The organism is Rhodococcus sp. AG1013 (assembly GCF_003350365.1).
Classification (GTDB): Bacteria; Actinomycetota; Actinomycetes; order Mycobacteriales; family Mycobacteriaceae; genus Prescottella.
Window position 1 is genome coordinate 305348 of the sequence record NZ_QQAT01000002.1, and the last position, 22365, is coordinate 327712.

Sequence of the window (22365 nt, forward strand, 5' to 3'; positions counted from 1 at the left end):
TCGTCGGGCCTGCTCAGGCGGGCTTCGATTCAACGGAGTGAAGGGGCGTCGTGGCAGCCGGAGCGAAATCGTCGGTGGTTCGGGTACCGAAGGCTGGTGAGTTGGTCGCTGCGAACTTGCGTCGGCGGATCATCACCGGTGAGCTCGGCGCGGGCGATCCCTTGCCGAACGAGTCGGTGCTCATGGAGCAGTTCGGGGTGTCCCGGCCCACGCTCCGCGAGGCGTTCCGGATCCTCGAATCGGAGTCCATCATCACCGTGCTGCGCGGTGCCCGGGGCGGTGCCCGGGTCATGGCCCCGGACGCGTCGGTCGCCGCGCGCTACACGGGTCTGCTGCTGCAGTACCAGGGGACACCGCTGGTGGACGTCTACCGGGCCCGGGCCTCGCTCGAGGTGTCAGCTGTCGGTGTCCTCGCCGGTCCCGGCCACGCGGAGGCGCTCGACCGTCTCGCCGCGATGATCGCGGAGGGGGCGCAACTGGTGGACGACGCCGCCGGCTTCGCGCACCACGACGTGCAGTTGCACCAGAGCCTGGTGGATCTGGCCGGCAACGAGACCCTCGCGGTGCTCGCCGGCATGCTCGTCCACATCATCGAGGCCCACAACGCGCTGTTCATCGCCGCGCACGGGAACGAGCACGAGCAGCCGGCTGCTCGTGCCGCGCAGCGCGCCTACACCAAACTGCTGGATCATCTGCGCCGCGGCGATGCGATCGCGGCCCAGGACTTCTGGCGCAAACACCTGGACGGAATCGAGAAGTACATGGTGGGCGATTCGGCGACGACGCTCGTCGAAGTTCTGTCCTGACAGATTCCGTCGAGCCCGGCACCTCCGCGGCAACTCGCGTACTGTGCGGTCTGTGAGCACTCTGCGTGACGCGAAGGTCCGGGAATTTCTCACACACGGAACTCGGACCGGCAAACTGGGCTATCTCTCCGGAGACGGTCGACCTCTCGTCGCCCCGGTCTGGTTCGTGTTGGACGGCGACGAGGTGGTGTTCAACACGGGCGCGGACACGGCCAAGGGCCGGTACCTCGCCCGCGATCCCCGGGTGGTGTTGTGCGTCGACCTCGAGGAGCCGCCGTACGCCTTTGTGCAGATCCAGGGTGACGCCGTCCTGTCGACGGATCCCGACGAGCTGCTGCGTGTCGCGACCGATGTCGGCCGGCGGTACATGGGCGCCGATCGAGCCGAGGAGTTCGGGCGGCGCAACGGTGTGCCCGGCGAACTCGTGGTGCGAGTCCGCCCGACCCGGGTGATCGCCGCGCTCGACGTCACCGGGTGACGGTGCGAACGGGCGTCCGGAAATGCGTTGTGGAGGGGTGAGCCTGTAAGTTCATCCGAGTGCTCAACCCAGGAATTTCGGTGGTCGACCGCCGCACGTGACCCCCTCGGATGGACCGGGGCGCTGCGAGTGTGATCGAGCACCATCCAGGTGGTTGGCCGTCTCTCCCTCAACTCGGTGACCGGCGTCCGCCGGTGCTTCCCTGCTGTAACGAACCAGGTCCGATCAGCAGATATACACCCGAGTGCGTGCCGTGCCGGCAGATCGTTCCGGTCCTGTGTCGGGCTCGGTTGGGCAGTTGTGTACTCGGTGTCCGTTCGCTCGTCGCTCCGGCGGCGTGCGGACGGGGGCGCGTGATGGTGGAAGAGAGGCTCTGGGTTTGAACTCGCTAGGCGTCGGTGGACTAGAGGGTGGCGGCTCGATCGGGAACGGCTCCGACGGTGAGCCCTTTCCGCTGTCTCAGGCACAGCTCGGCATGTGGTTCGCGCAGCATGTCGATCCGTCTGTGCCCGCGAACATCGCCCAGTACGTCGAACTACGCGGCGACTTCGATATCGACCTCCTGCACCGGGCCAGTGCCCGAGCGGCAGGGGAGACCGGATCCGGTTACGTCCGGCTCCTGGAGATCGACGCGCAGCCGTATCAGGTGGTCGACCCGACCCTCGACGATTCCCCCGAGTACGTCGATCTGCGGGCGGAGGCCGATCCGCGCGCCGCGGCGCTGGAGTGGATGCGGTCCGACTACAGCGCACCCGTCGACCTCCTGCGAGATCGGCTCGTCGTCGCGGCGGTCCTGCGGATCGAGGACGACGTCTACTTCTGGTACAACCGCGCCCACCACGTCGTCCTGGACGGGTTCGGCGCCACCACCTTCGTCAATCGGGTCGCCGAGCTCTATACGGCGTTCGCCGAGGGCGCGGAGCCGTCGGCGAACCTGTCGTCCCCGCTGGAGAAGGTGTACGACGCCGACCGCACGTACCGGGCGTCGACGCGTTTCGCCTCGGACCGCGAGTACTGGCTCGAACGGCTGTCGGGTGTCGGGGAGTCGACCAGCCTGGCCGGCCGCTCGGCTCCGCCCGCGCCGCTGAGCCGAATCGACAGCGCTGCGCTGTCGGACGGCGCCGCGGCGCGCATGGAGGCGTTCCTGGGCCGCGAGGACACCACGATCGCGACGGTGGTGATCGCGGCCTTCGCGGCGTACCTCGCGCACATGACCGGACGCGAGGACGTCGTCCTCAGTCTGCCGGTGACGGGCCGTACCAACGCGGTCCTGCGCCGCTCCGGCGGGATGGCGTCCAACGTGGTTCCGCTGCGTCTGACGGTGTCCGCCGACACCACCGTCTCGGAGCTGCTGGCCCGCGTCGCCACCGAGGTTTCCGGAGCCTTGCGGCACCAGCGCTACCGCCACGAGGACATCCGGCGCGACGTCAGCGGTTCCGCCGGACAGGCGTCGTTCTTCGGTCCGTGGGTCAACATCATGATGTTCCACACGGAACTGCGGTTCGGCGACATGGTGGGCGAACTCAACATCCTGTCGACCGGCCTCATCGAGGACCTCGGCGTCAATCTGTACCAGAGCGTCGCCGGCACCAGGACCCACGTGGACTTCGAGTCCAACCCCAATCTGTACGGAGACGAGGAATCGCGCCGCAACCACGAGCGGTTCGTCGAGTTCCTCGACCGCTACGTCGGTTCGGCGTCGGACCGGCCGGTGTGGGGCATTCCGCTCGGCACCGAACTGGAACGCCGAACCGTTCTGGGCGACTGGGTCCGGACCGAACACAGCTTCCGGACACGCGATCTCGCCGAGGCGTTCGACGAGCAGGTCGCCCGAACACCCGGCGCGACGGCCCTCGTGTACGAGGGTCGGTCGCTGACCTACGCCGAACTCGACGCTCGCGTCAACGGACTCGCCCGCATCCTGATCGACATGGGGGTGGGTCCGGAATCGCTTGTGGGCCTGTCTATCCGGCGCTCGCTGGATCTCATCGTCGGTCTGTACGCGATCGTGAAGGCCGGTGGTGCCTGGGTTCCGATCGATCCCGACCACCCGGTGGACCGCACCTCCTACATCCTCGAATCGGCGCGACCGGCGGCGGTGCTGACCACCGCGCGGGACCGCGTGGAACTGCCGCCGGGCACTGTCACGGTCGAGATCGACTCGCTCGATCTCGACACGCTCGACACCCGGCCGGTGACGGACGCGGACCGGCTGGCTCCGTTGCGTCCGGACAACACGGCGTACGTGATCTACACGTCCGGCTCGACGGGACGCCCCAAGGGTGTCGCGGTGTCGCACGGCGCGATCGACAACCAGCTCGAATGGATGCTCCACGAGTATCCGATGGCCGAAACCGACGTCTACCTGCAGAAGACCGCCACCACGTTCGACGTGTCGCTGTGGGGCTTCTTCATGCCGTTGCGTGTCGGCGCGTCGATGGTCGTCGCCACTCCGGACGGTCACCGCGATCCGGTGTACGTCGCGAACAAGATCGCCGAGCACTCGGTCACCGTGACGGACTTCGTGCCGTCGATGCTGACGGTGTTCGTCGCCAACGCCCCTGCCGGAACGTGTGATTCGCTGCGCGACGTGTTCGTCATCGGCGAGGCGCTGCCGCCCGAGACCGCGGCCGAGTTCCGGGAACTGTGCGGCGCCGGGCTGCACAACCTGTACGGCCCCACCGAGGCGGCCGTGTCGGTCACCTACTACGAGTCCGGCCCGCAGGACGTGGTGAGTGTCCCGATCGGTCTGGCCGAATGGAACACCCGGGCCTACGTGCTCGACCACCGGCTGCGACCGGCCCCGATCGGTCAGCCGGGCGAGCTCTACCTCGCCGGTGACCAGCTCGCTCGCGGCTACGTCGGCCGCCCCGACATCACGTCGGACCGCTTCGTCGCCAATCCGTTCGGCGGCGTCGACGGCATCGGCGTCGCAGGCGAGCGCATGTACCGCACCGGTGACCTGGTGCGGTGGCGTGCGGACGGCACGCTGGATTACATCGGTCGCACCGATTTCCAGGTGAAGTTCCGCGGCCAGCGCATCGAGCTCGGCGAGATCGAGACGGTCCTGCTGGCGCACGACGACGTCTCGCAGACCGTGGTCCTCGTGGTGGCGACGGCGACCGGCGACCAGCTGGTCGCCTACGTCGTCCCCGCTCGCGGGTGCTCGATCGTCCCGACGGATCTGGCCGAGTTCGCGGGCCGCTCGCTGCCCGCTTACATGGTGCCGGCGTCGGTGACGGTGCTCGACGCGTTCCCGCTCAACACCAGCGGCAAGCTCGATCGCAAGGCGCTTCCGGAACCGATGTTCCTGAGTAGCAAGGAGTTCCGGTCCCCGCGCACCGACTCCGAGAAGACCGTTGCCGCGGTGTATTCCGAGGTGCTCGGCATCGAGAAGGTCGGTCTCGACGACGACTTCTTCGATCTCGGCGGCAACTCGCTCGTCGCGACCCAGGTCGTGACGCGGGTGGGTGCCGCGCTGGGCGTCCAGCTCGGAGTGCGGGAACTGTTCGAGGCGTCGACGGTCGCGGCGCTCGCCGCTCGCGCCGGCGCGACGGTGTCCCGATCCGCCGGTACACCGGTGCTGGGGGCGGTGACGCGGCCCGAGCAGATCCCGCTGTCCCTCGCGCAGCAGCGGATGTGGTTCCTCAACCGGTTCGACGCCACCACTGCGGTGTACAACCTGCCGTTCGCGGTGCGACTGTCCGGATCGGTCGACCCGCAGGCATTCTCGGCAGCCTTCGCGGACGTGGTCGAGCGGCACGAGTCGCTGCGCACGGTCTACCCGGAGGTCGACGGCGGTGCCCGTCAGGTGATCCTGCCTGCCGGTGAGGTGGTCCGGGCGCTCGAGCCCGTCGTGATCACCGAGGGGGAGCTCGAAGCGACGTTGCTCCGTCTGGCCTCCCGTGGCTTCGACGTGACCACCGAGCCGCCGTTCCGCATCGAGCTGCTGCAGCTGTCGGACACCGAGTTCGTGGTCGCGATGGTGCTCCACCACATCGCCGCGGACGGGTCGTCGTTCGGCCCGCTCGCCGGTGACCTCATGATCGCCTATGCCGCGCGGGCCGAGGGTTCGGCCCCGCAGTGGGCCGCGCTGCCGATCCAGTACGCCGACTACGCGGTGTGGCAGCACGAGATGCTCGGGTCGGAGACCGACACGAACTCGCTTGCGGGTCGGCAGCTCTCGTACTGGACCCGTGCGCTCGCCGGGCTGCCGGACCAGCTTCATCTCCCGGCCGACCGGCCCCGTCCCGCGGTGGCCTCCAATGCGGGCGCCAAACTCCGCTTCGACATCCCCGCCGAGACCCACTCGCGCTTGCTCGACATCGCACGCGAGCACGGCGCGACCCTGTTCATGGTGGTGCACGCCGCGTACGCCGTCCTGCTGTCGCGGCTGAGCGGCACGTCGGACATCGCGGTCGGCACCCCCGTCGCCGGTCGCGGTGACGAGGCTCTGGACGGCCTGATCGGCATGTTCGTCAACACCCTCGTGCTGCGGACCCAGGTCGATCCGGCGCTGTCGTTCGCGGATCTGCTGGTGGCAGTCAAGGAATCCGACCTCGAGGCGTACGGCAACGCGGACGTCCCGTTCGAGTGGCTGGTGCAGGCGCTCGAGCCGACCCGCTCGCCGGCGCGGCACCCGCTGTTCCAGGCGATGCTGTCGGCCGAGGTGACCGGCGTGCGAGACCTCAGCTTCGCGGGTGTGCGAGCCAGTGCTGCCGAGTTGGATGTTCCCATCGCGAAGTTCGATCTGCAGCTGCAGATCTCGCAGAACTACGACGACTCCGGTGCCCCCGCGGCGGTCGCGGGAGTCTTCGAGTACGCGACGGACCTGTTCGACGCGTCGACGATCGCATCCTTCGCCCAGCGCTTCGTCCGTATCCTCGACGCGATCGTGGAGGACGCCTCGGTTCCGGTGGGCGACGTCGAGATCCTCGGCGTCGGCGAGATCGACACGTTGACCGCGGTGCACGGCGGTCCGGTCGGACGCGAGTGCCTCCTGGCGGAGATCCTCACCGGCGCCGTGGCATCGCACCCGGATGCGCCTGCGGTCGGCTGCGAGGGGACCGTGCTGACCTATCGGGAGATCGACGAGCGGTCGAGTCGTCTCGCGCGTCGTCTTGTCGCGGCCGGCGTCGGTCCGGAATCGGTTGTGGCTCTGGGATTCCCGCGATCGTGGGAAATGGTGCTCTGCGTCTGGGCGGTGGCCAAGACCGGAGCGGCCTACGTCCCGGTCGATCCGACCTATCCGGTCGACCGGATCGCACACATGCTGTCCGACTCGGGAGCGCTGCTGGGCATCACGTCCGGCGCCGACCTGGCGGACCTCCCGCGGGAGACGGCGTGGCACGCCCTCGACGTCCTCGAGTCGCAGGCGCAGGACCTCGGCGCCGCGCCGATGCGCGACGCCGAGCGGACGGCACCGCTGCACCTCGACCACGTCGCGTACGTGATCTACACGTCCGGATCGACCGGACGCCCCAAGGGCGTCGCGGTCACCCATCGGGGCCTGTCGGGTCTCGTGGACCGCACTCGCGAGTTGTACCGCGTCGGCCCCGCCGACCGGGTGCTCCACATCTGTTCGCCGAGCTTCGACCCGTCGGTGCTCGAGTGGACCCTCGCGGCGTCCGCGGGCGCCGAGATCGTGGTCGTGCCGCCGACGATCATCGGTGGCACGGAACTGCACTCGCTGCTCTCCGAAGCTCGGGTGACGCACGCGATCATCACGCCCGCGGTGCTCGGTTCCGTGAATCCGCGCGATCTCGACGACCTGCGGGTGGTCTCGGTCGGCGGCGACGCCTCCACGACCCAGTTGGTGGACCGCTGGGCCCCCGGACGCCAGTTCTTCAACGCGTACGGCCCCACCGAGACCACCATCGTGTCGACCCGTGCCGAGCTGTTCCCGGGCCGGCCGATCACCATCGGTGGACCCGTCCCCGGTGTCGGCGCACTGATCCTCGACGCGCGACTGCGACCCGTCCCGGTGGGTGTGGCAGGTGAGCTGTATCTGACGGGTGGTGCTCTCGCCCGTGGCTACCACGACCGGCCGGGGCTGTCCGCGGATCGGTTCGTCGCGAGCCCGTTCGGTGGCGCCGGTGAACGCATGTACCGCACCGGCGACGTCGTCCGCTGGACGGCGCGCGCGAGCGAAGCGACGGGGGATGCGTCGCAGTACGCCATCGAGTACGTCGGCCGCTCGGACTTCCAGGTGAAGGTGCGCGGTTTCCGGATCGAACTCGGCGAGATCGACGCTGCCCTCACCAGTCACCCCGACGTCTCGTTCGCTGCGACGATCGGCCACCGCCTGCCGTCGGACCAGGTCGCGCTCGTCTCGTACATCTCGGCAACCGACGGTGTCGATGTCGACTCGGTGTCGGATCACGTTGCGGCGCTGCTGCCGTCGTACATGGCGCCCGCATCGATCATCGTGCTCGACGAGGTGCCCCTGACGCCGGTCGGCAAACTGGACCGCGCCGCGTTGCCCGCCCCGGTGTTCGAGGCGCGAGAGTTCCGGGCACCGACGACGCCGATCGAGGAGATCGTCGCCGACGTGTTCGCCGACGTCCTCGGTGTGGACCGGGTCGGACTCGACGACGATTTCTTCGCGCTCGGCGGTAACTCGCTGATCGCGACCCAGGTGATGTCGCGGTTGGGTGCGCTGCTGGACACGCGGGTTCCCGTCCGCGTCCTGTTCGAGGTCTCCACGGTGGCCGCGCTGGCCGCCCGGGTCGAGCAGCATGCTGGTGCCGGTGCCCGCAAGGCCCTCGTCGCCGCCCCCCGCCCGGACCGCGTGCCGCTCTCGCTCGCGCAGCAGCGCATGTGGTTCCTCAACCGGCTCGACCCCGAATCACCCACGTACAACCTGGCTTTCGGACTCCGCTTGACCGGCGCCCTCGACGTCAGCGGCCTCCAGGTTGCGGTCGTGGACGTCCTGGACCGACACGAATCGTTGCGCACGATCTTCCCGGACTCGCCGGAAGGACCCCACCAGGTGGTGGTCGACGCGGTTCGTACCGTGCCGAACCTGACCCCCGAGGACGTGTCCCGGGAGGGGCTGCAGCGCGCGGCGCTGGCGCTGGCCGCCCGCGGCTTCGACGTGACGACCGAGTCCCCGGTTCGGGCCGGCCTCTTCCGCATCGACCCGACCGAGCACGTGCTCGTGATCGTGGCGCACCACATCAGTGCGGACGGCTGGTCGATGGGTCCCATGGCCCGCGACATCATGGCGGCGTACGCGGCCCGGACCCAGTGGGATCAGCCCACCTGGCCCCAGCTGCCCGTGCAGTACGCGGACTACGCGCTGTGGCAGCGGGAAATCCTCGGCTCCGAGGACGACCCGCGTTCGGTGATCTCGACTCAGGCCAAGTACTGGATCGGGCAGCTCGACGGGCTGGCCGATCAGCTCGACCTGCCTGCCGACCGTCCGCGACCTGCCCAGCAGTCGTTCCGCGGCGCACGGGTCCAGTTCGATGTGTCCCCGGAGATCCACCGCGCGCTCGTCGACCTGGCACACGCCCACAACGCATCCCTGTTCATGGTCGTGCACGCCGCGCTGTCGGTGCTGCTGTCGCGGCTCGCCGGAACGTCGGACGTCGCGATGGGGACACCGGTCGCCGGCCGCGGCGAGCAGGCGCTCGACGATCTCGTCGGCATGTTCGTCAACACCCTGGTGCTGCGGACCGAGATCGATCCGGGTGCACGATTCGTCGACGTCCTGGGCCACGCACGCGACGTCGCACTCGGCGCCTTCGCGCACTCGGACATCCCGTTCGAGCGGCTCGTGGACGTACTCAACCCGGCACGGTCGACCGCCCGGCATCCGCTGGTCCAGGTGATGCTGTCGTTCGAGAATCTGGGTGCGACACACCTCGACCTGCACGGGCTGACGATCGACAAGCTGGACCTCGACGCCGAGGTTGCGAAGTTTGACCTGCAATTCACCTTCCGGGAATCCATCGGGAACGACGGTGTCGCCGAGGGCATGGCCGGTGAATTCACCTATGCGACAGACCTGTTCGACGAGTCGACGGTGCGGACGTTCACCACTCGTTTCGTCCGGGTGCTGCAGGAGATCGTCGCGGAGCCCGAAGCGGTCGTCGGTGACATCGATCTGCTCAGCCCTACCGAGATCGCGCAGCTGACACTCCCCGCCGGCCCCGCGGCACCCGAGCAGCTCCCGTTGGCGGACCTGATGGCCGCGGCCGCGGCGGCGGATCCGTCGGCGATCGCCCTCGTCTCGGGCGCAGAGGAGATCAGCTACCGCGAGCTCGACGAGCGGTCGTCCCGCCTGGCCCGCCTGCTGGTCTCGCGGGGCGCCGGACCCGAGGATGTCATCGCCGTCGCGCTGACCCGGTCCATCGAGTCGGTGACCGCGGTGTGGGCCGTGGCGAAGTCCGGTGCGGCATTCGTCCCGGTCGACCCGACCTATCCCGGTGATCGCGTCGCGCACATGGTTTCGGACTCCGGTGCGCTCCTGGGCGTCACCGTGGCCGAGCACGCGGCGGGCCTGCCGGAAGGCATCCCGTGGTTGGTGCTCGACGACGCGGCGGTATCCGCGGCCGTCGACCGCCAATCGGCCGCCGCACTGTCGGACTCGGATCGGGTGCGCCGGCTCGAGACGCGCCACCCCGCGTATCTGATCTACACGTCGGGATCCACGGGCGTCCCGAAGGGCGTCGTCGTCACGCACACCGGCCTCGCCGCCTTCGCCGAGGAGCAGGTGGCCCGGTACGGGCTGGCGCAGGACTCCCGGACGCTGCACTTCGCGTCGCCCAGTTTCGACGCGTCCATTCTCGAACTGCTCATGGCCGTCGGTGCGGCCGCGACGATGGTGATCGCGCCGACGTCGGTCTACGGTGGCCTCGAACTGACGGAACTGCTGGCGGCACAGAAGGTCACGCACGCATTCGTCACGCCCGCCGCGCTGGCGTCGGCCGATCCGGCGGGCCTGGCCGCACTGCGCGTCGTCGTGGTCGGCGGCGAGGCGTGCTCGACCGACCTGGTCGCGCGCTGGGCCACCGGTGGGCGCCGGATGTTCAACGCGTACGGCCCCACCGAGGCCACCGTCGCGTCCAACATCTCGGACGCGCTGGTGCCGGGTACGCCGGTCACGATCGGACGCGCGATCCGCGGCGCGAACACCTATGTCCTGGACACGCGGCTGCGTCCGGTCCCGGCCGGTGTCGTGGGCGACCTGTATCTCGAGGGTCCCGGTCTGGCCCGTGGCTACCACGAGCGGGCGGGACTGACCGCCGAGCGATTCGTCGCGAATCCGTTCGGGGCGCCCGGATCTCGCCTGTACCGCACCGGTGACGTCGTGCGGACGGGTGCGGACCGGGTGATCGAGTACGTCGGCCGCGCCGACGACCAGGTCAAGCTGCGCGGCTTCCGCATCGAACTCGGTGAGATCGAGGCCGTCCTGTTGGGGCTGGACGCGGTCGCCCAGGCCGTGGTGGTCGTCAGACATGACCAGCTGGTCGCGTATCTCGTTGCGGCGTCGGGCGTATCGATCGATGCCGCCGAGGTCAAGGAGGCCGTCGGGCGCGCGTTGCCGTCGTACATGGTTCCGGCCGCGGTCGTCGTGCTCGACGAACTGCCGATGAGCGCGAGCGGCAAGCTCAACCGTCAGGCGCTGCCGGAGCCCGAGTTCGAGGCCCGCGAGTTCCGCGCCCCCACGACGCCGATCGAGGAGATCGTCGCCGACGTCTTCGCCGAGCTGCTCGGTGTCGGACGGGTGGGACGCGACGACGACTTCTTCGAGCTGGGCGGAAACTCGCTGATCGCCACCCGGGCGGTGGCGCGTCTCGGCGAGGCCCTGGACGCGAAGGTGCCGGTGCGGGTGCTGTTCGAGGCGTCGAGCGTGGTTGCCCTGGCAGCGCGGATCGAGCAGCTCTCCGGCACGGGCGGACGCAAGGCCCTCACGGCCGGCCCTCGGCCGGAACGGATTCCGCTCTCGCCCGCGCAGCAGCGGATGTGGTTCCTCAACCGATTCGACGGTGCATCGGCCGCGAACAACATTCCGGTCGCGGTCCGGCTGTCCGGGCTGCTCGACCGTCGGGCCATGCAGGCCGCGATCACCGACGTGGTCTCCCGGCACGAAGTGCTGCGCACGGTCTACCCCGAGGTGGACGGCACCGGGCGTCAGGTGATTCTGCCGATCGAGCGCGTCGACATCGCGGTCGAACCCATCACGGTCTCGCCGGAACAGCTGGCGGCCGAGCTGCCGGCGCTGGCGGCCACCGCGTTCGACGTCACCCGTGAGGTGCCGCTCGTGGCGCGGTTGTACGAGGTGCGGCCCACCGAGCACGTCCTCGTCCTGGTGGTCCACCACATCGCGGCGGACGGCTTCTCGATGGGACCGCTGACGCGCGACATCATGACGGCGTACGCGGCCCGCAGCGGGGGATTCGCACCCGGATGGCCGCGACTGGCGGTCCAGTACGCGGACTACAGCCTGTGGCAGCAGGACGTCCTGGGATCGGAGGACGATCCGGAATCGGTCGCGGCCCAGCAGATCGGCTACTGGACGTCCGTGCTGGCGGATCTGCCCGACCAGCTGGAGCTGCCCACCGACCGGCCGCGGCCCGCGGTTGCGTCGAATCGGGGTGCGGCACATCGGTTCCAGATCACTCCGGAGCTGCATCAGGCGCTGACGGAACTCGCGCACCGGCAGAACGCGACGCTGTTCATGGTCGTGCACGCGGCGCTGTCGGTGCTGTTGGCGCGGCTGGCCGCCACCTCGGACGTCGCGGTCGGCACGCCGGTCGCGGGTCGTGGCGAAGCGGCGCTCGACGACGTCGTCGGAATGTTCGTCAACACGCTCGTGCTGCGATCGGATGTCCAGGGCGCGGAGTCCTTCGCGGACCTGCTGGGGCGCACCCGCGAGGGCGACCTCGGGGCCTTCGCGCACGCGGACGTTCCGTTCGAGCGGTTGGTCGATGTGCTCTCGCCGGTTCGATCCCAGTCGCGCAACCCGCTCTTCCAGGTGATGCTGGCCTTCCAGAACCTGGGGCAGACCACCCTCGAACTGCAGGGGCTGTCGGTATCGGCGGTCGAGTTCGACGAGGTCTTCTCGAAGTTCGACATGCAGGTCACGCTGTCCGAGTCGATCGAACACGACGGTTCCGCTGCCGGCATGGCGGTCGAGATCACGTACGCGACGGATCTGTTCGACGCCTCGTCGATGCGCGCGTTCGGGGAGCGGTTCGAGCGGCTCCTGGAGTCCGTGAGTGCGGACGAGTCGATCCTCGTCGGTGACCTCGAGATCCTCGACGACGCCGAGCGAACCCTGATCGTCGAGGACTGGAACGACACGGACCGGGCGGTCGACGGTTCGACGCTCGTCGGATTGTTCGATGCGCAGGCGGCGGCGACGCCGGATGCTCCGGCTGTCCTGTCCGCGGGCGAGTCGCTGTCCTACGGCGAGTTCGCGGTCCGGGTGAATCGTCTGGCACGGCTGCTGGTGTCGGAGGGCGTGGGCCCCGAGTCGCTGGTTGCGGTGGCGATGGGTCGTTCGGTGGAGCAGTTGGTGGCCGTGTACGCGGTGTCGGCTGCCGGCGGCGGGTACGTGCCGGTGGATCCGGATCAGCCGGTCGAGCGGAATCGGTATGTGCTGGAGACGGCGAATCCCGTTCTGGTGCTGACCACGTCGGGTGACGCCCGCGATCTGCCCCCGGTCGACCGCGTGCTGGATCTCGACACCGTGGATGTGTCCGGGTTCTCGGGCGCGCCCGTCACCGACGCGGACCGGATCGCTCCGCTGCGTTCGGAGAACGTGGCGTACGTGATCTTCACGTCGGGTTCGACGGGTCGGCCGAAGGGCGTGGCGGTCTCGCACGGTTCGGTCGTCAACCAGCTCTGCTGGATGCAGGGTGCCTACGGTCTCGGCGGGTCCGATCGGGTGCTGCTGAAGACGGTGTTCACCTTCGACGCATCGGTGTGGGAGTTGTTCTGGCCGTTGCAGGTCGGTGCGTCCGTCGTGGTTGCGGGTCGCGACGACCACCGCGATCCGGAGGCCCTCGCACGGGTACTGGTCGACGAGTCGGTGACGGTGGCGCAGTTCGTGCCGTCGGTGCTCGGCGCGGTGCTCGATCATCTCGGCGACGCGGCCACGTTGTCGCGGGTGTTCTGTGGTGGCGAGGCCCTGACGCCGGTGTTGGTGGCGCGGCTGTCGCAGGTCAGCGGTGCGTCGGTGCACAACCTGTACGGGCCCACCGAGGTCGCGGTGCAGGCGACCAGCCACGACGTGGCTGGGGACGAGGTGTCGGTGCCGATCGGTGCACCGGTGTGGAACACGCGGGCATTCGTGCTCGACGGACGCTTCCGGCCGGTGCCGGTCGGTGTCGCGGGCGAGTTGTATCTGTCGGGCGCACAGGTGGCGCGCGGCTACTTCGGTCGGGCCGACCTGTCGGCGGAGCGGTTCGTGGCGAACCCGTTCGTCGACACCGGTGCGCGGATGTATCGCACCGGCGACCTGGTGCGCTGGACTGCCGACGGCGAGCTCGAATACCTGGGCCGCAGCGACTTCCAGGTCAAGCTGCGTGGCCTGCGGATCGAGCTCGGCGAGATCGAGAGCGTGCTGCTCGATCGGCCCGAGATCGCGCAGGCCGCGGTGCTGGTGAAATCGGATCAGCTCGTCGCGTACGTGGTCCCGTCGGCCGGGGCCGCCATCGACGCCGTGAACATCAAGGCCGCGTTGTCGACGTCGCTGGCGTCGTACATGGTGCCCGCGGTGTTCGTGACGTTGGATGCGTTGCCGCTGGGCGCGTCCGGCAAGCTCGATCGCCGGGCCCTGCCGGAGCCGGTGGTGGCGGCGGCGGAGTTCCGGGCGCCGGCCACGCCGGTGGAGGAGATCGTCGCGGGTGTGTTCGCCGACGTGCTCGGCGCCGACCGCGTCGGTCGCGACGACGACTTCTTCGCGCTCGGCGGCAACTCGCTGATCGCGACGCAGGTGGTGTCGCGGCTGGGTGCGGCGCTGGACACCCAGGTGCCGGTCCGCGTGCTGTTCGAGGTGTCCACGGTCGAGGAACTGTCGGCACGGTTGGCCGATCTGGCCGGCGTCGGTGGCCGGAAGGCTCTGACGGCCGGCCCACGGCCCGATCGGATTCCGCTGTCGCTGGCACAGCAGCGGATGTGGTTCCTCAATCGGTTCGAACCGGAGTCGGCCGTCAACAACGTCCCCGTGGCGATCCGACTGACCGGCACACTCGACGTGTCGGCGTTGCGGGCCGCGTTCGGTGACGTTCTTGCCCGACACGAGTCGCTGCGCACGGTGTTCCCGGACAACGGCGGAGTGGGCTACCAGTCGATCGTTCCCGTGGACCGGGCAGTCGTGGACCTCGATGTCGAGCGGGTCGACGCGGAGAGCCTGGTCCCGGGTATTGCCGCGCTGGCGGGCGCCGGTTTCGATCTGTCGACCGAACTTCCCGTGCGCGCCCGGCTGTTCGAACTGTCGCCCTCCGAACACGTGCTGGTGCTCGTCGCGCACCACATCGCGTCGGACGGGTTCTCGATGGTCCCGTTGGCGCGCGATGTGATGACCGCGTATGCGGCCCGTTCGGCCGGCGTCGCCCCGGGATGGGCTCCGCTCGCGGTGCAGTACGCGGACTACGCCCTGTGGCAGCGTGAGGTGCTCGGCTCGGAGGACGATCCGCAGTCCGTGATCTCCAGCCAGGTCGACTACTGGACGTCCGTGCTGTCCGGGCTTCCGGCGCAGCTGGATCTGCCGGCGGATCGTCCGCGACCCGCGGTGGCAACCAATCATGGTGCGTCGTACCGCTTCTCGGTCGGCGCAGACCTGAACGGTGCGATCGAGTCCGTCGCCCGCGCACACGGTGCCACCCCGTTCATGGTCGTGCACGCGGCACTGTCGGTGCTGCTGGCACGGCTCAGCGGCACCTCCGACATCGCGATCGGCACCCCGGTCGCCGGTCGTGGCGAGCAGGCACTCGACGACGTGATCGGCATGTTCGTCAACAGCCTCGTGCTGCGCACCGAGGTCGACGGCGGGCAGTCGTTCGCCGAACTCCTCGCGGCAGTTCGGGCGGCGGACCTCGACGCGTTCGGGAACGCCGACGTGCCGTTCGAGCGGTTGGTGGAGATCCTCGACCCGGAGCGGTCGCAGGCCCGGCACCCGCTGTTCCAGGTGATGCTGGCGTTCCAGAACCTGGACCGCGCGTCTCTCGAACTCCCGGGGCTGAGCGTTGCCGGCGTCGACTTCGACGTCGCGGTCGCCAAGTTCGACCTGCAGGTGACGGTCGAGCCCGCCGAGAACGGTCTCGCCGTCGAACTCACGTACGCGACCGACCTGTTCGACGAGCCGTCGATGCGCACGTTCGGTGAGCGCTTCCTCCGGATCCTGGAATCGGTGACCACTGATGCGTCCACGCGCGTCGGTGACGTGGATCTGCTGGACGACTCGGAACGCGCACTGGTACTGGAGAACTGGAACGACACCGGCCACGGTGTCGAGGGATCCACGCTGGTCGAGCTGTTCGAGGAGCAGGCCGCACGGACCCCCGATGCGACGGCCCTGGTGTTCGAGGGGCAGTCGCTGAGCTACGGCGAGTTCGCGGCTCGGGTGAATCGGGTGGCGCGGGCGCTGATCGCGCAGGGGGTGGGCCCGGACACGTTCGTCGGCCTCGGGATGCGGCGTTCGCCGGATCTGCTGGTGGGCATGTACGCCGTGCTGAGCGCCGGTGGCGGGTACGTCCCGGTGGATCCGGATCAGCCGGCCGAGCGCAACGGGTACATCCTCGACACCGCGAATCCTGTTCTGGTCCTGACCACCTCGCGCGATGCAGCGGACCTGCCGACGTCGGCGCGGGCGGTCGACCTCGACACCCTGGACGTGTCCGGCCTCTCGGATGCGCCCGTGCGCGACGGCGAGCGCGTGCGTCCGTTGCGGGCCGAGAACGCCGCGTACGTGATCTTCACGTCCGGTTCGACGGGGCGTCCGAAGGGCGTCGCCGTCGGGCACGGCGCGATCGTCAACCAGGTGCGGTGGCTGGTCTCGGAGTACGGACTGTCGGCCGACGATGTGGTGTTGCAGAAGACCCCGTTCACGTTCGACGTGTCGCTGTGGGAGCTGTTCGGCACCCTGGCGGTCGGCGCTCGCCTGGTGATCGCCGCCCCCGACGGGCATCGGGACCCGGGCTACCTGAAGCAGGTGATCGAGGAGCAGGCGGTCACGGCGACCTCCTTCGTGCCGTCGATGCTGTCGGCGTTCACCGCGGAACTGGCGTCGGGGGAGTGCGGTTCGCTGCGCACCGTGCTGGTCGCGGGCGAGGCGTTCCCGACCGCGGCGGCGGCCGCATTCGCTCGAGTCAACGGCGCCGAACTGCACAACCTGTACGGGCCCACCGAGTTCGCGGTGCACGCGACGGCGCGTCCGGTGGCCGGTGTCGTCGGCGCGAGCGTCCCGATGGGCGGTCCGGTCTGGAACAGCCGCGCGTTCGTCCTCGACGGTCGACTGAACCCGGTGCCGGCGGGTGTCGCGGGTGAGCTGTATCTGGCGGGTGCACAGTTGGCGCGCGGCTACTTCGGGCGCAGCGATCTGACAGCGGACCGGTTCGTGGCGAACCCGTTCTCCGACCACGGCGAACGGATGTACCGCACGGGCGACCTCGTGAAGTGGACCGCCGGAGGCGAGCTGGAGTACCTGGGCCGCACCGACTTCCAGGTGAAGCTGCGTGGTCTTCGAATCGAGCTGGGCGAGATCGAGACCGCACTCCTCGCGCAGGAGTCGATCGCACAGTCGGTGGTCCTGGTGAAGTCGGACCAACTGGTGGCCTACGTCGTTCCGGCGCCGGGTGCAACCGTCGACTCCGGCACCGTCAAGGTTGCGCTCGCGACATCGCTGGCGTCGTACATGGTGCCGTCGACGTTCGTGTTCCTCGACGAGTTGCCGTTGGGAGCCTCCGGAAAGCTGGATCGGAAGGCGTTGCCGGAACCGGTGTTCGAGGCCCGCGAGTTCCGCGCACCGACCACTCCGATCCAGGAGATCGTCGCCGGAGTCTTCGCCGAGGTCCTGGACCTCGGGCGTGCCGGTCTGGACGACGACTTCTTCGCCCTCGGCGGCAACTCGCTGCTCGCGACGCAGGTGGTGTCGCGTCTGGGCGCCGCGCTCGACTCGCGCGTTCCCGTGCGGGAGCTGTTCGAGGCGTCCACGGTCGAGGCGCTCGCGGCGCGGCTGTCGGAACAGTCGGGCGACGACCGCCGGGCACTGGTGGCCCGTCCCCGGCCGGACCGGATTCCGCTGTCGCTCGCGCAGCAGCGGATGTGGTTCCTCAACCGCTTCGACACCGAGTCGACCGCCTACAACATCCCGATGGCCCTGCGGTTGTCCGGCGACCTCGACGTGGTCGCCCTCGAGCGGGCCGTCGCCGACGTCACGGCGCGGCACGAGTCGCTGCGCACGGTCTTCCCGTCCACTGACGACGGCCCGCAGCAGGTGATCCTGTCGGCCGACCGCGTCGTGCTCGAGATGACGCCGATCGACGTCGATCCGGCCGAGGTGGCCGATCGGCTGCGGGCACTCGCCGGGACGCGCTTCGACGTCACGGCGGACGTCCCCATCCGGGTGGAGTTGTACCGCGTGGGCGCCGGCGAGTTCGTGCTCGGCATGGTGGTCCACCACATCAGCGCGGACGGTGTGTCCCTCGCCCCGCTGACCCGCGACATCATGACGGCGTACGCGTCGCGCGTCGCCGGTCGGGCTCCCGGGTGGGCGCCGCTGACGGTGCAGTACGCCGACTACGCGCTGTGGCAGCGCGACGTCCTCGGCGACGAGGACGATCCGGAATCGGTGTCGGCGCAGCAGCTCGCCTACTGGAGCGAGGCGCTCGCGGACCTGCCCGATCAACTGAACCTGCCCACCGACCACCCGCGGCCGGCGGTCCAGACGTTCCGCGGCGGGCTGGTCGAGTTCGAGGTCGACGCACAGACCCACCGCGGGCTGCGCGACCTCGCCCGCGAGCAGAACGCGACGCTGTTCATGGCGGTGCACTCCGCCTTCGCGGTGTTGCTGTCGCGGCTGTCCGGCAGCGATGACATCGCCGTCGGCACCCCGATCGCCGGCCGCGGCGAGGCAGCGCTCGACGACCTCGTCGGCATGTTCGTCAACACGCTGGTGTTCCGCACGCACGTCGACCGGACAGGATCCTTCACCGACACGCTCGGCCGGGTTCGCGAGACGGACCTGCAGGCGTTCGCGAATGCGGACGTGCCGTTCGAGCGACTGGTCGAGGTGCTCAACCCGACCCGGTCCACCGCGCGTCATCCGCTGTTCCAGGTGGGCTTCTCGTTCCAGAACCACGAGCGCGGCAACCTCGAGCTGCCCGGACTCACGGTCGAGGCAGCCGAGGTGGAATCCGGTGTGGCGCAGTTCGACCTGCACCTGATCATCGAGGATCGGTACGACGGCGGCGGCGACCCGGTCGGCATGCGGGCGTCCATGACGTACGCGGCCGACCTGTTCGACGAGCCGACCGTCCGCTCGTTCGCGGATCGGTTCGGCCGGTTGCTCACCGCGCTGGTCGTCAAGCCCGAGATGCCGGTCGGCGACGTGGACCTGCTCGACGTCGGCGAGCGGGCACACCTGCTGGCCGGGCGGAATGCCACCGCACACCGGACCGAGCCGGCCACGCTGGTGGACCTCTTCGACGCGCAGGTCGCCGCGACGCCCGACGCGGTCGCGCTGGTGTCCGGTGACGAGCGCCTCACGTATGCCGAGTTCGACGCCCGCGTGAACCGCCTGGCCCGACACCTGATCGGCCGCGGTGTCGGTCCGGAATCGTTGGTGGGTCTGGCGATTCGACGGTCCGTGGACCTGCTGGTCGGCATGTACGCGATCGCCAAGACCGGTGGCGCGTACGTGCCGGTCGACCCCGATCAGCCGGCCGAACGCATCGGGTACGTCCTGGACGCCGCGGCGCCGGTGTGCGTCCTGAGCACATCGCGGGACGGCTTCGCCGACACAGATTCGTGGCCCGTGCTCGAGATCGACACGCTCGACCTCGCGGCGTACCCCGGTGCGCCGGTGGCCGACACCGAACGGCTCGCCCCCCTGCGACCCGAGAGCACCGCGTACGTGATCTTCACGTCCGGATCGACGGGCCGCCCCAAGGGCGTGGCCGTGGCGCACACCGCGATCGTCAACCAGTTGCGGTGGATGCGGCACGAATACGCCCTCGACGGCACGGACGCAGCGCTCCTCAAGACCGCGGCCACCTTCGACCTGTCGGTGTGGGAGTTCTGGTCGATGGCGACGTGCGGTGGCCGCCTGGTGATCGCGGCGCCCGACGGGCACCGGGATCCGGGCTACCTGCTGGACGTGCTGCGCGGCGAGCAGATCACCACGCTGCACGTCGTCCCGTCGATGCTGTCGATGCTGCTGACGACCGCCGACGGCGGGCTGCCGGACTCGCTGCGCCGGATCTTCGCTATCGGTGAGGCGCTGCCGGCGGCCACCGCGCAGGCGTTCCGGAGCCGCAACACCGCGACCCTGCACAACCTGTACGGACCCACCGAGGCCGCGGTGTCGGTGACCCATCACGAGGTGACCGCCGCCGACACCGGCACGGTGCCGATCGGTGTGCCCGAGTGGAACACCCAGGTGTACGTGCTGGATTCGCGTCTGGGCCCGGTGCCCGCCGGGGTCACCGGCGAGCTGTACCTGGCCGGCGACCAGTTGGCCCGCGGCTACCACGGCCGCCCCGACCTCACGGCCGACCGGTTCGTGGCGAACCCGTGGGGCAGCGGCGAGCGCATGTACCGCACCGGTGACATCGTCCGGTGGAATGCGCAGGGCGAACTCGAGTACGTGGAACGCGCCGACTTCCAGGTGAAGGTTCGCGGCTTCCGGATCGAGCTCGGCGAGATCGAAGCCGCGCTGCGGGAGATGCCGGCGGTGCGTGAGGCTGCGGTCACCGCTCACACCGACAATCACACGGGCACGCGACTCGTGGCGTATCTGGTGGCTGTGACCGATCTGGACGTCGACGAGGTGCGCGACGAACTGTCGCGGACACTGCCGTCGTACATGGTGCCGTCGGCGTTCGTGGTGCTGGAGGCGTTGCCGCTCAATGTGAACGGCAAGCTCGACCGCAAGGCACTGCCGGCGCCGGTGTTCGAGGCCCGCGACTTCCGGGCGCCGACGATGCCGCTCGAGGAGATCGTGGCCGGTGTGTTCGCGGACGTGCTCGGTGTGGAACGGGCCGGCCTGGACGACGACTTCTTCGAACTGGGTGGCAACTCGCTGGTCGCGACGCAGCTGGTGTCCCGACTCGGCGTCGCGCTCGACACCCAGGTGCCGGTGCGCCTGGTGTTCGAGGACTCCACTGTCGCCGGCGTGGTGGCGGGGGTGACGCCGCTCGTGGGTCGGGGCGCCCGGGCCGCACTGACCGCCGGGCCGCGCCCGGAGCGGATTCCGTTGTCGCTTGCGCAGCAGCGGATGTGGACTCTGAACCAGGTCGATCCGAGTTCGTCCGCCTACAACATCCCGGTCGCGGTGCGGCTGTCCGGTGCACTGGACATCGCTGTCCTGCGGGCTGCGGTGGCCGACGTGATCGCGCGGCACGAGGTGCTGCACACGATGTACCCGGACACCCCGGAAGGTCCCACGCAGGTACTGGTGCCGGCCTCCGACGTGGCACCGGACCTCGCCCCGGTGGCGGCCACCGAGGCCGAGATCGTCGACCGCCTCGTCGGGTTCGTCGGACGCGGATTCGACGTCACTGCCGAGGTTCCCGTCCGCGCGGCGCTGTTCACGCTGGGCGAGACCGAGCACGTGCTCGCGTTCGTCGCCCACCACATCAGCGCAGACGGCTTCTCGATGGGTCCGCTGATCCGGGACGTGATGTTCGCGTACGTCGCGCGGGTGGACGGTGGTGTGCCGCAGTGGCAGCCGCTGGACGTGCAGTACGCGGACTTCAGTCTGTGGCAGCGCGCGGTTGTCGGTTCCGGGGCCGACCCGGACAGCGTGGTGTCGCGTCAGATCGCGTACTGGACGGACGAGTTGCGCGGCGCTCCGGAGCTGTCGGCGCTGCCGACGGACCGGCCACGTCCGGCCCGTCCGTCGATGGCCGGTGCCACCGTCGAGTTCGACATCGACGCGGATCTCGTGGCGCGCGTGGAGAACACGGCCCGCGAGCAGGGTGCGACGACGTTCATGGTGTTCCATGCGGCGCTGGCGGTGCTGCTGTCCCGGCTCGGAGGCTCGAACGACGTCACGGTCGGTACGCCGGTCGCCGGTCGCGGCGAGGCCGCTCTCGACGACCTGATCGGCATGTTCGTCAACACCCTGGCGCTGCGCACGCGGGTCGAGCCGGGTGCGCCGTTCACGGACCTGCTGGCGCAGGCCCGCGAGAAGGACCTTGCGGCGTTCGGCAACGCCGACGTCCCGTTCGAACAGGTGGTGGACGCCGCCGGGGTGCGCCGCTCGAGCGCGTACACACCGCTGTTCCAGGTGATGCTCACGTTCCAGAACATGGAGACGGGAACCTTCGCCCTGCCGGGCCTCGAGGTGTCGGCGCTGGATCTCGGCGGCGATCAGGCCAAGTTCGACCTCCAGCTCACTGTGGTCGAGCAGTACCACACCGACGGTGGTCTCGCCGGTGTCCGTGCGCTGTTCACCTACGCCACGGAGCTGTTCGACCGGGACACCGTCGCGGTGTTCGCGGATCGGTTCGTGCGGATCCTCGATGCCGTCACCGGTGATCCGGCGATCGTGTTGCGGGCGATCGACGTGACGACCGATGCCGAGCGGGACGCGCTCGAGCCGAAGAAGGCGAAGACGGTCGAGGACCTGCCGGAGTTGGTGGCCGGAGCCGCCGAGGTGTCACCGGACACGGTCGCCATCTCGCACGCCGGCACCGACGTCACGTTCGGCCAGTTGCACGCCAAGCTGGACGCGACGGCCACCGCGATGGGCGGGGCGTTGAAGCCCGAGGCCCTGACGACAGTCGCGCTGTCGGGTCTGCTGCCGGGGATCCTGCCCGCCCTGGGCGCCGACGGATACCAGTCGGCCATCGCGGGCATGATCGCCGACGCATCGGCGATCATCGAGGGCGGACACGAGTGATC

3 protein-coding genes are annotated in these 22365 nt (G+C 69.6%); all 3 read left to right on the forward strand.

From position 1 onward, the window contains the following. Nucleotides 1-50: 50 nt before the first annotated feature. The 3 genes from DEU38_RS04115 (at nt 51) to DEU38_RS04125 (ending at nt 22363) form a co-directional block, all read left to right on the forward strand. Nucleotides 51-806 (forward strand): FadR/GntR family transcriptional regulator, encoded by a 756-nt coding sequence (locus DEU38_RS04115; RefSeq protein WP_114718837.1) that lies wholly within the window; start codon nt 51-53, stop codon nt 804-806. 61 nt (nt 807-867) lie between these two features. After that, on the forward strand, nt 868-1284 hold the full coding sequence (locus tag DEU38_RS04120) for a PPOX class F420-dependent oxidoreductase (RefSeq protein WP_397484296.1): 417 nt from the start codon (nt 868-870) through the stop codon (nt 1282-1284). A gap of 379 nt (nt 1285-1663) precedes the next feature. After that, nucleotides 1664-22363 (forward strand): non-ribosomal peptide synthase/polyketide synthase, encoded by a 20700-nt coding sequence (locus DEU38_RS04125; RefSeq protein ID WP_258557618.1) that lies wholly within the window; start codon nt 1664-1666, stop codon nt 22361-22363. Nucleotides 22364-22365: the final 2 nt, after the last annotated feature.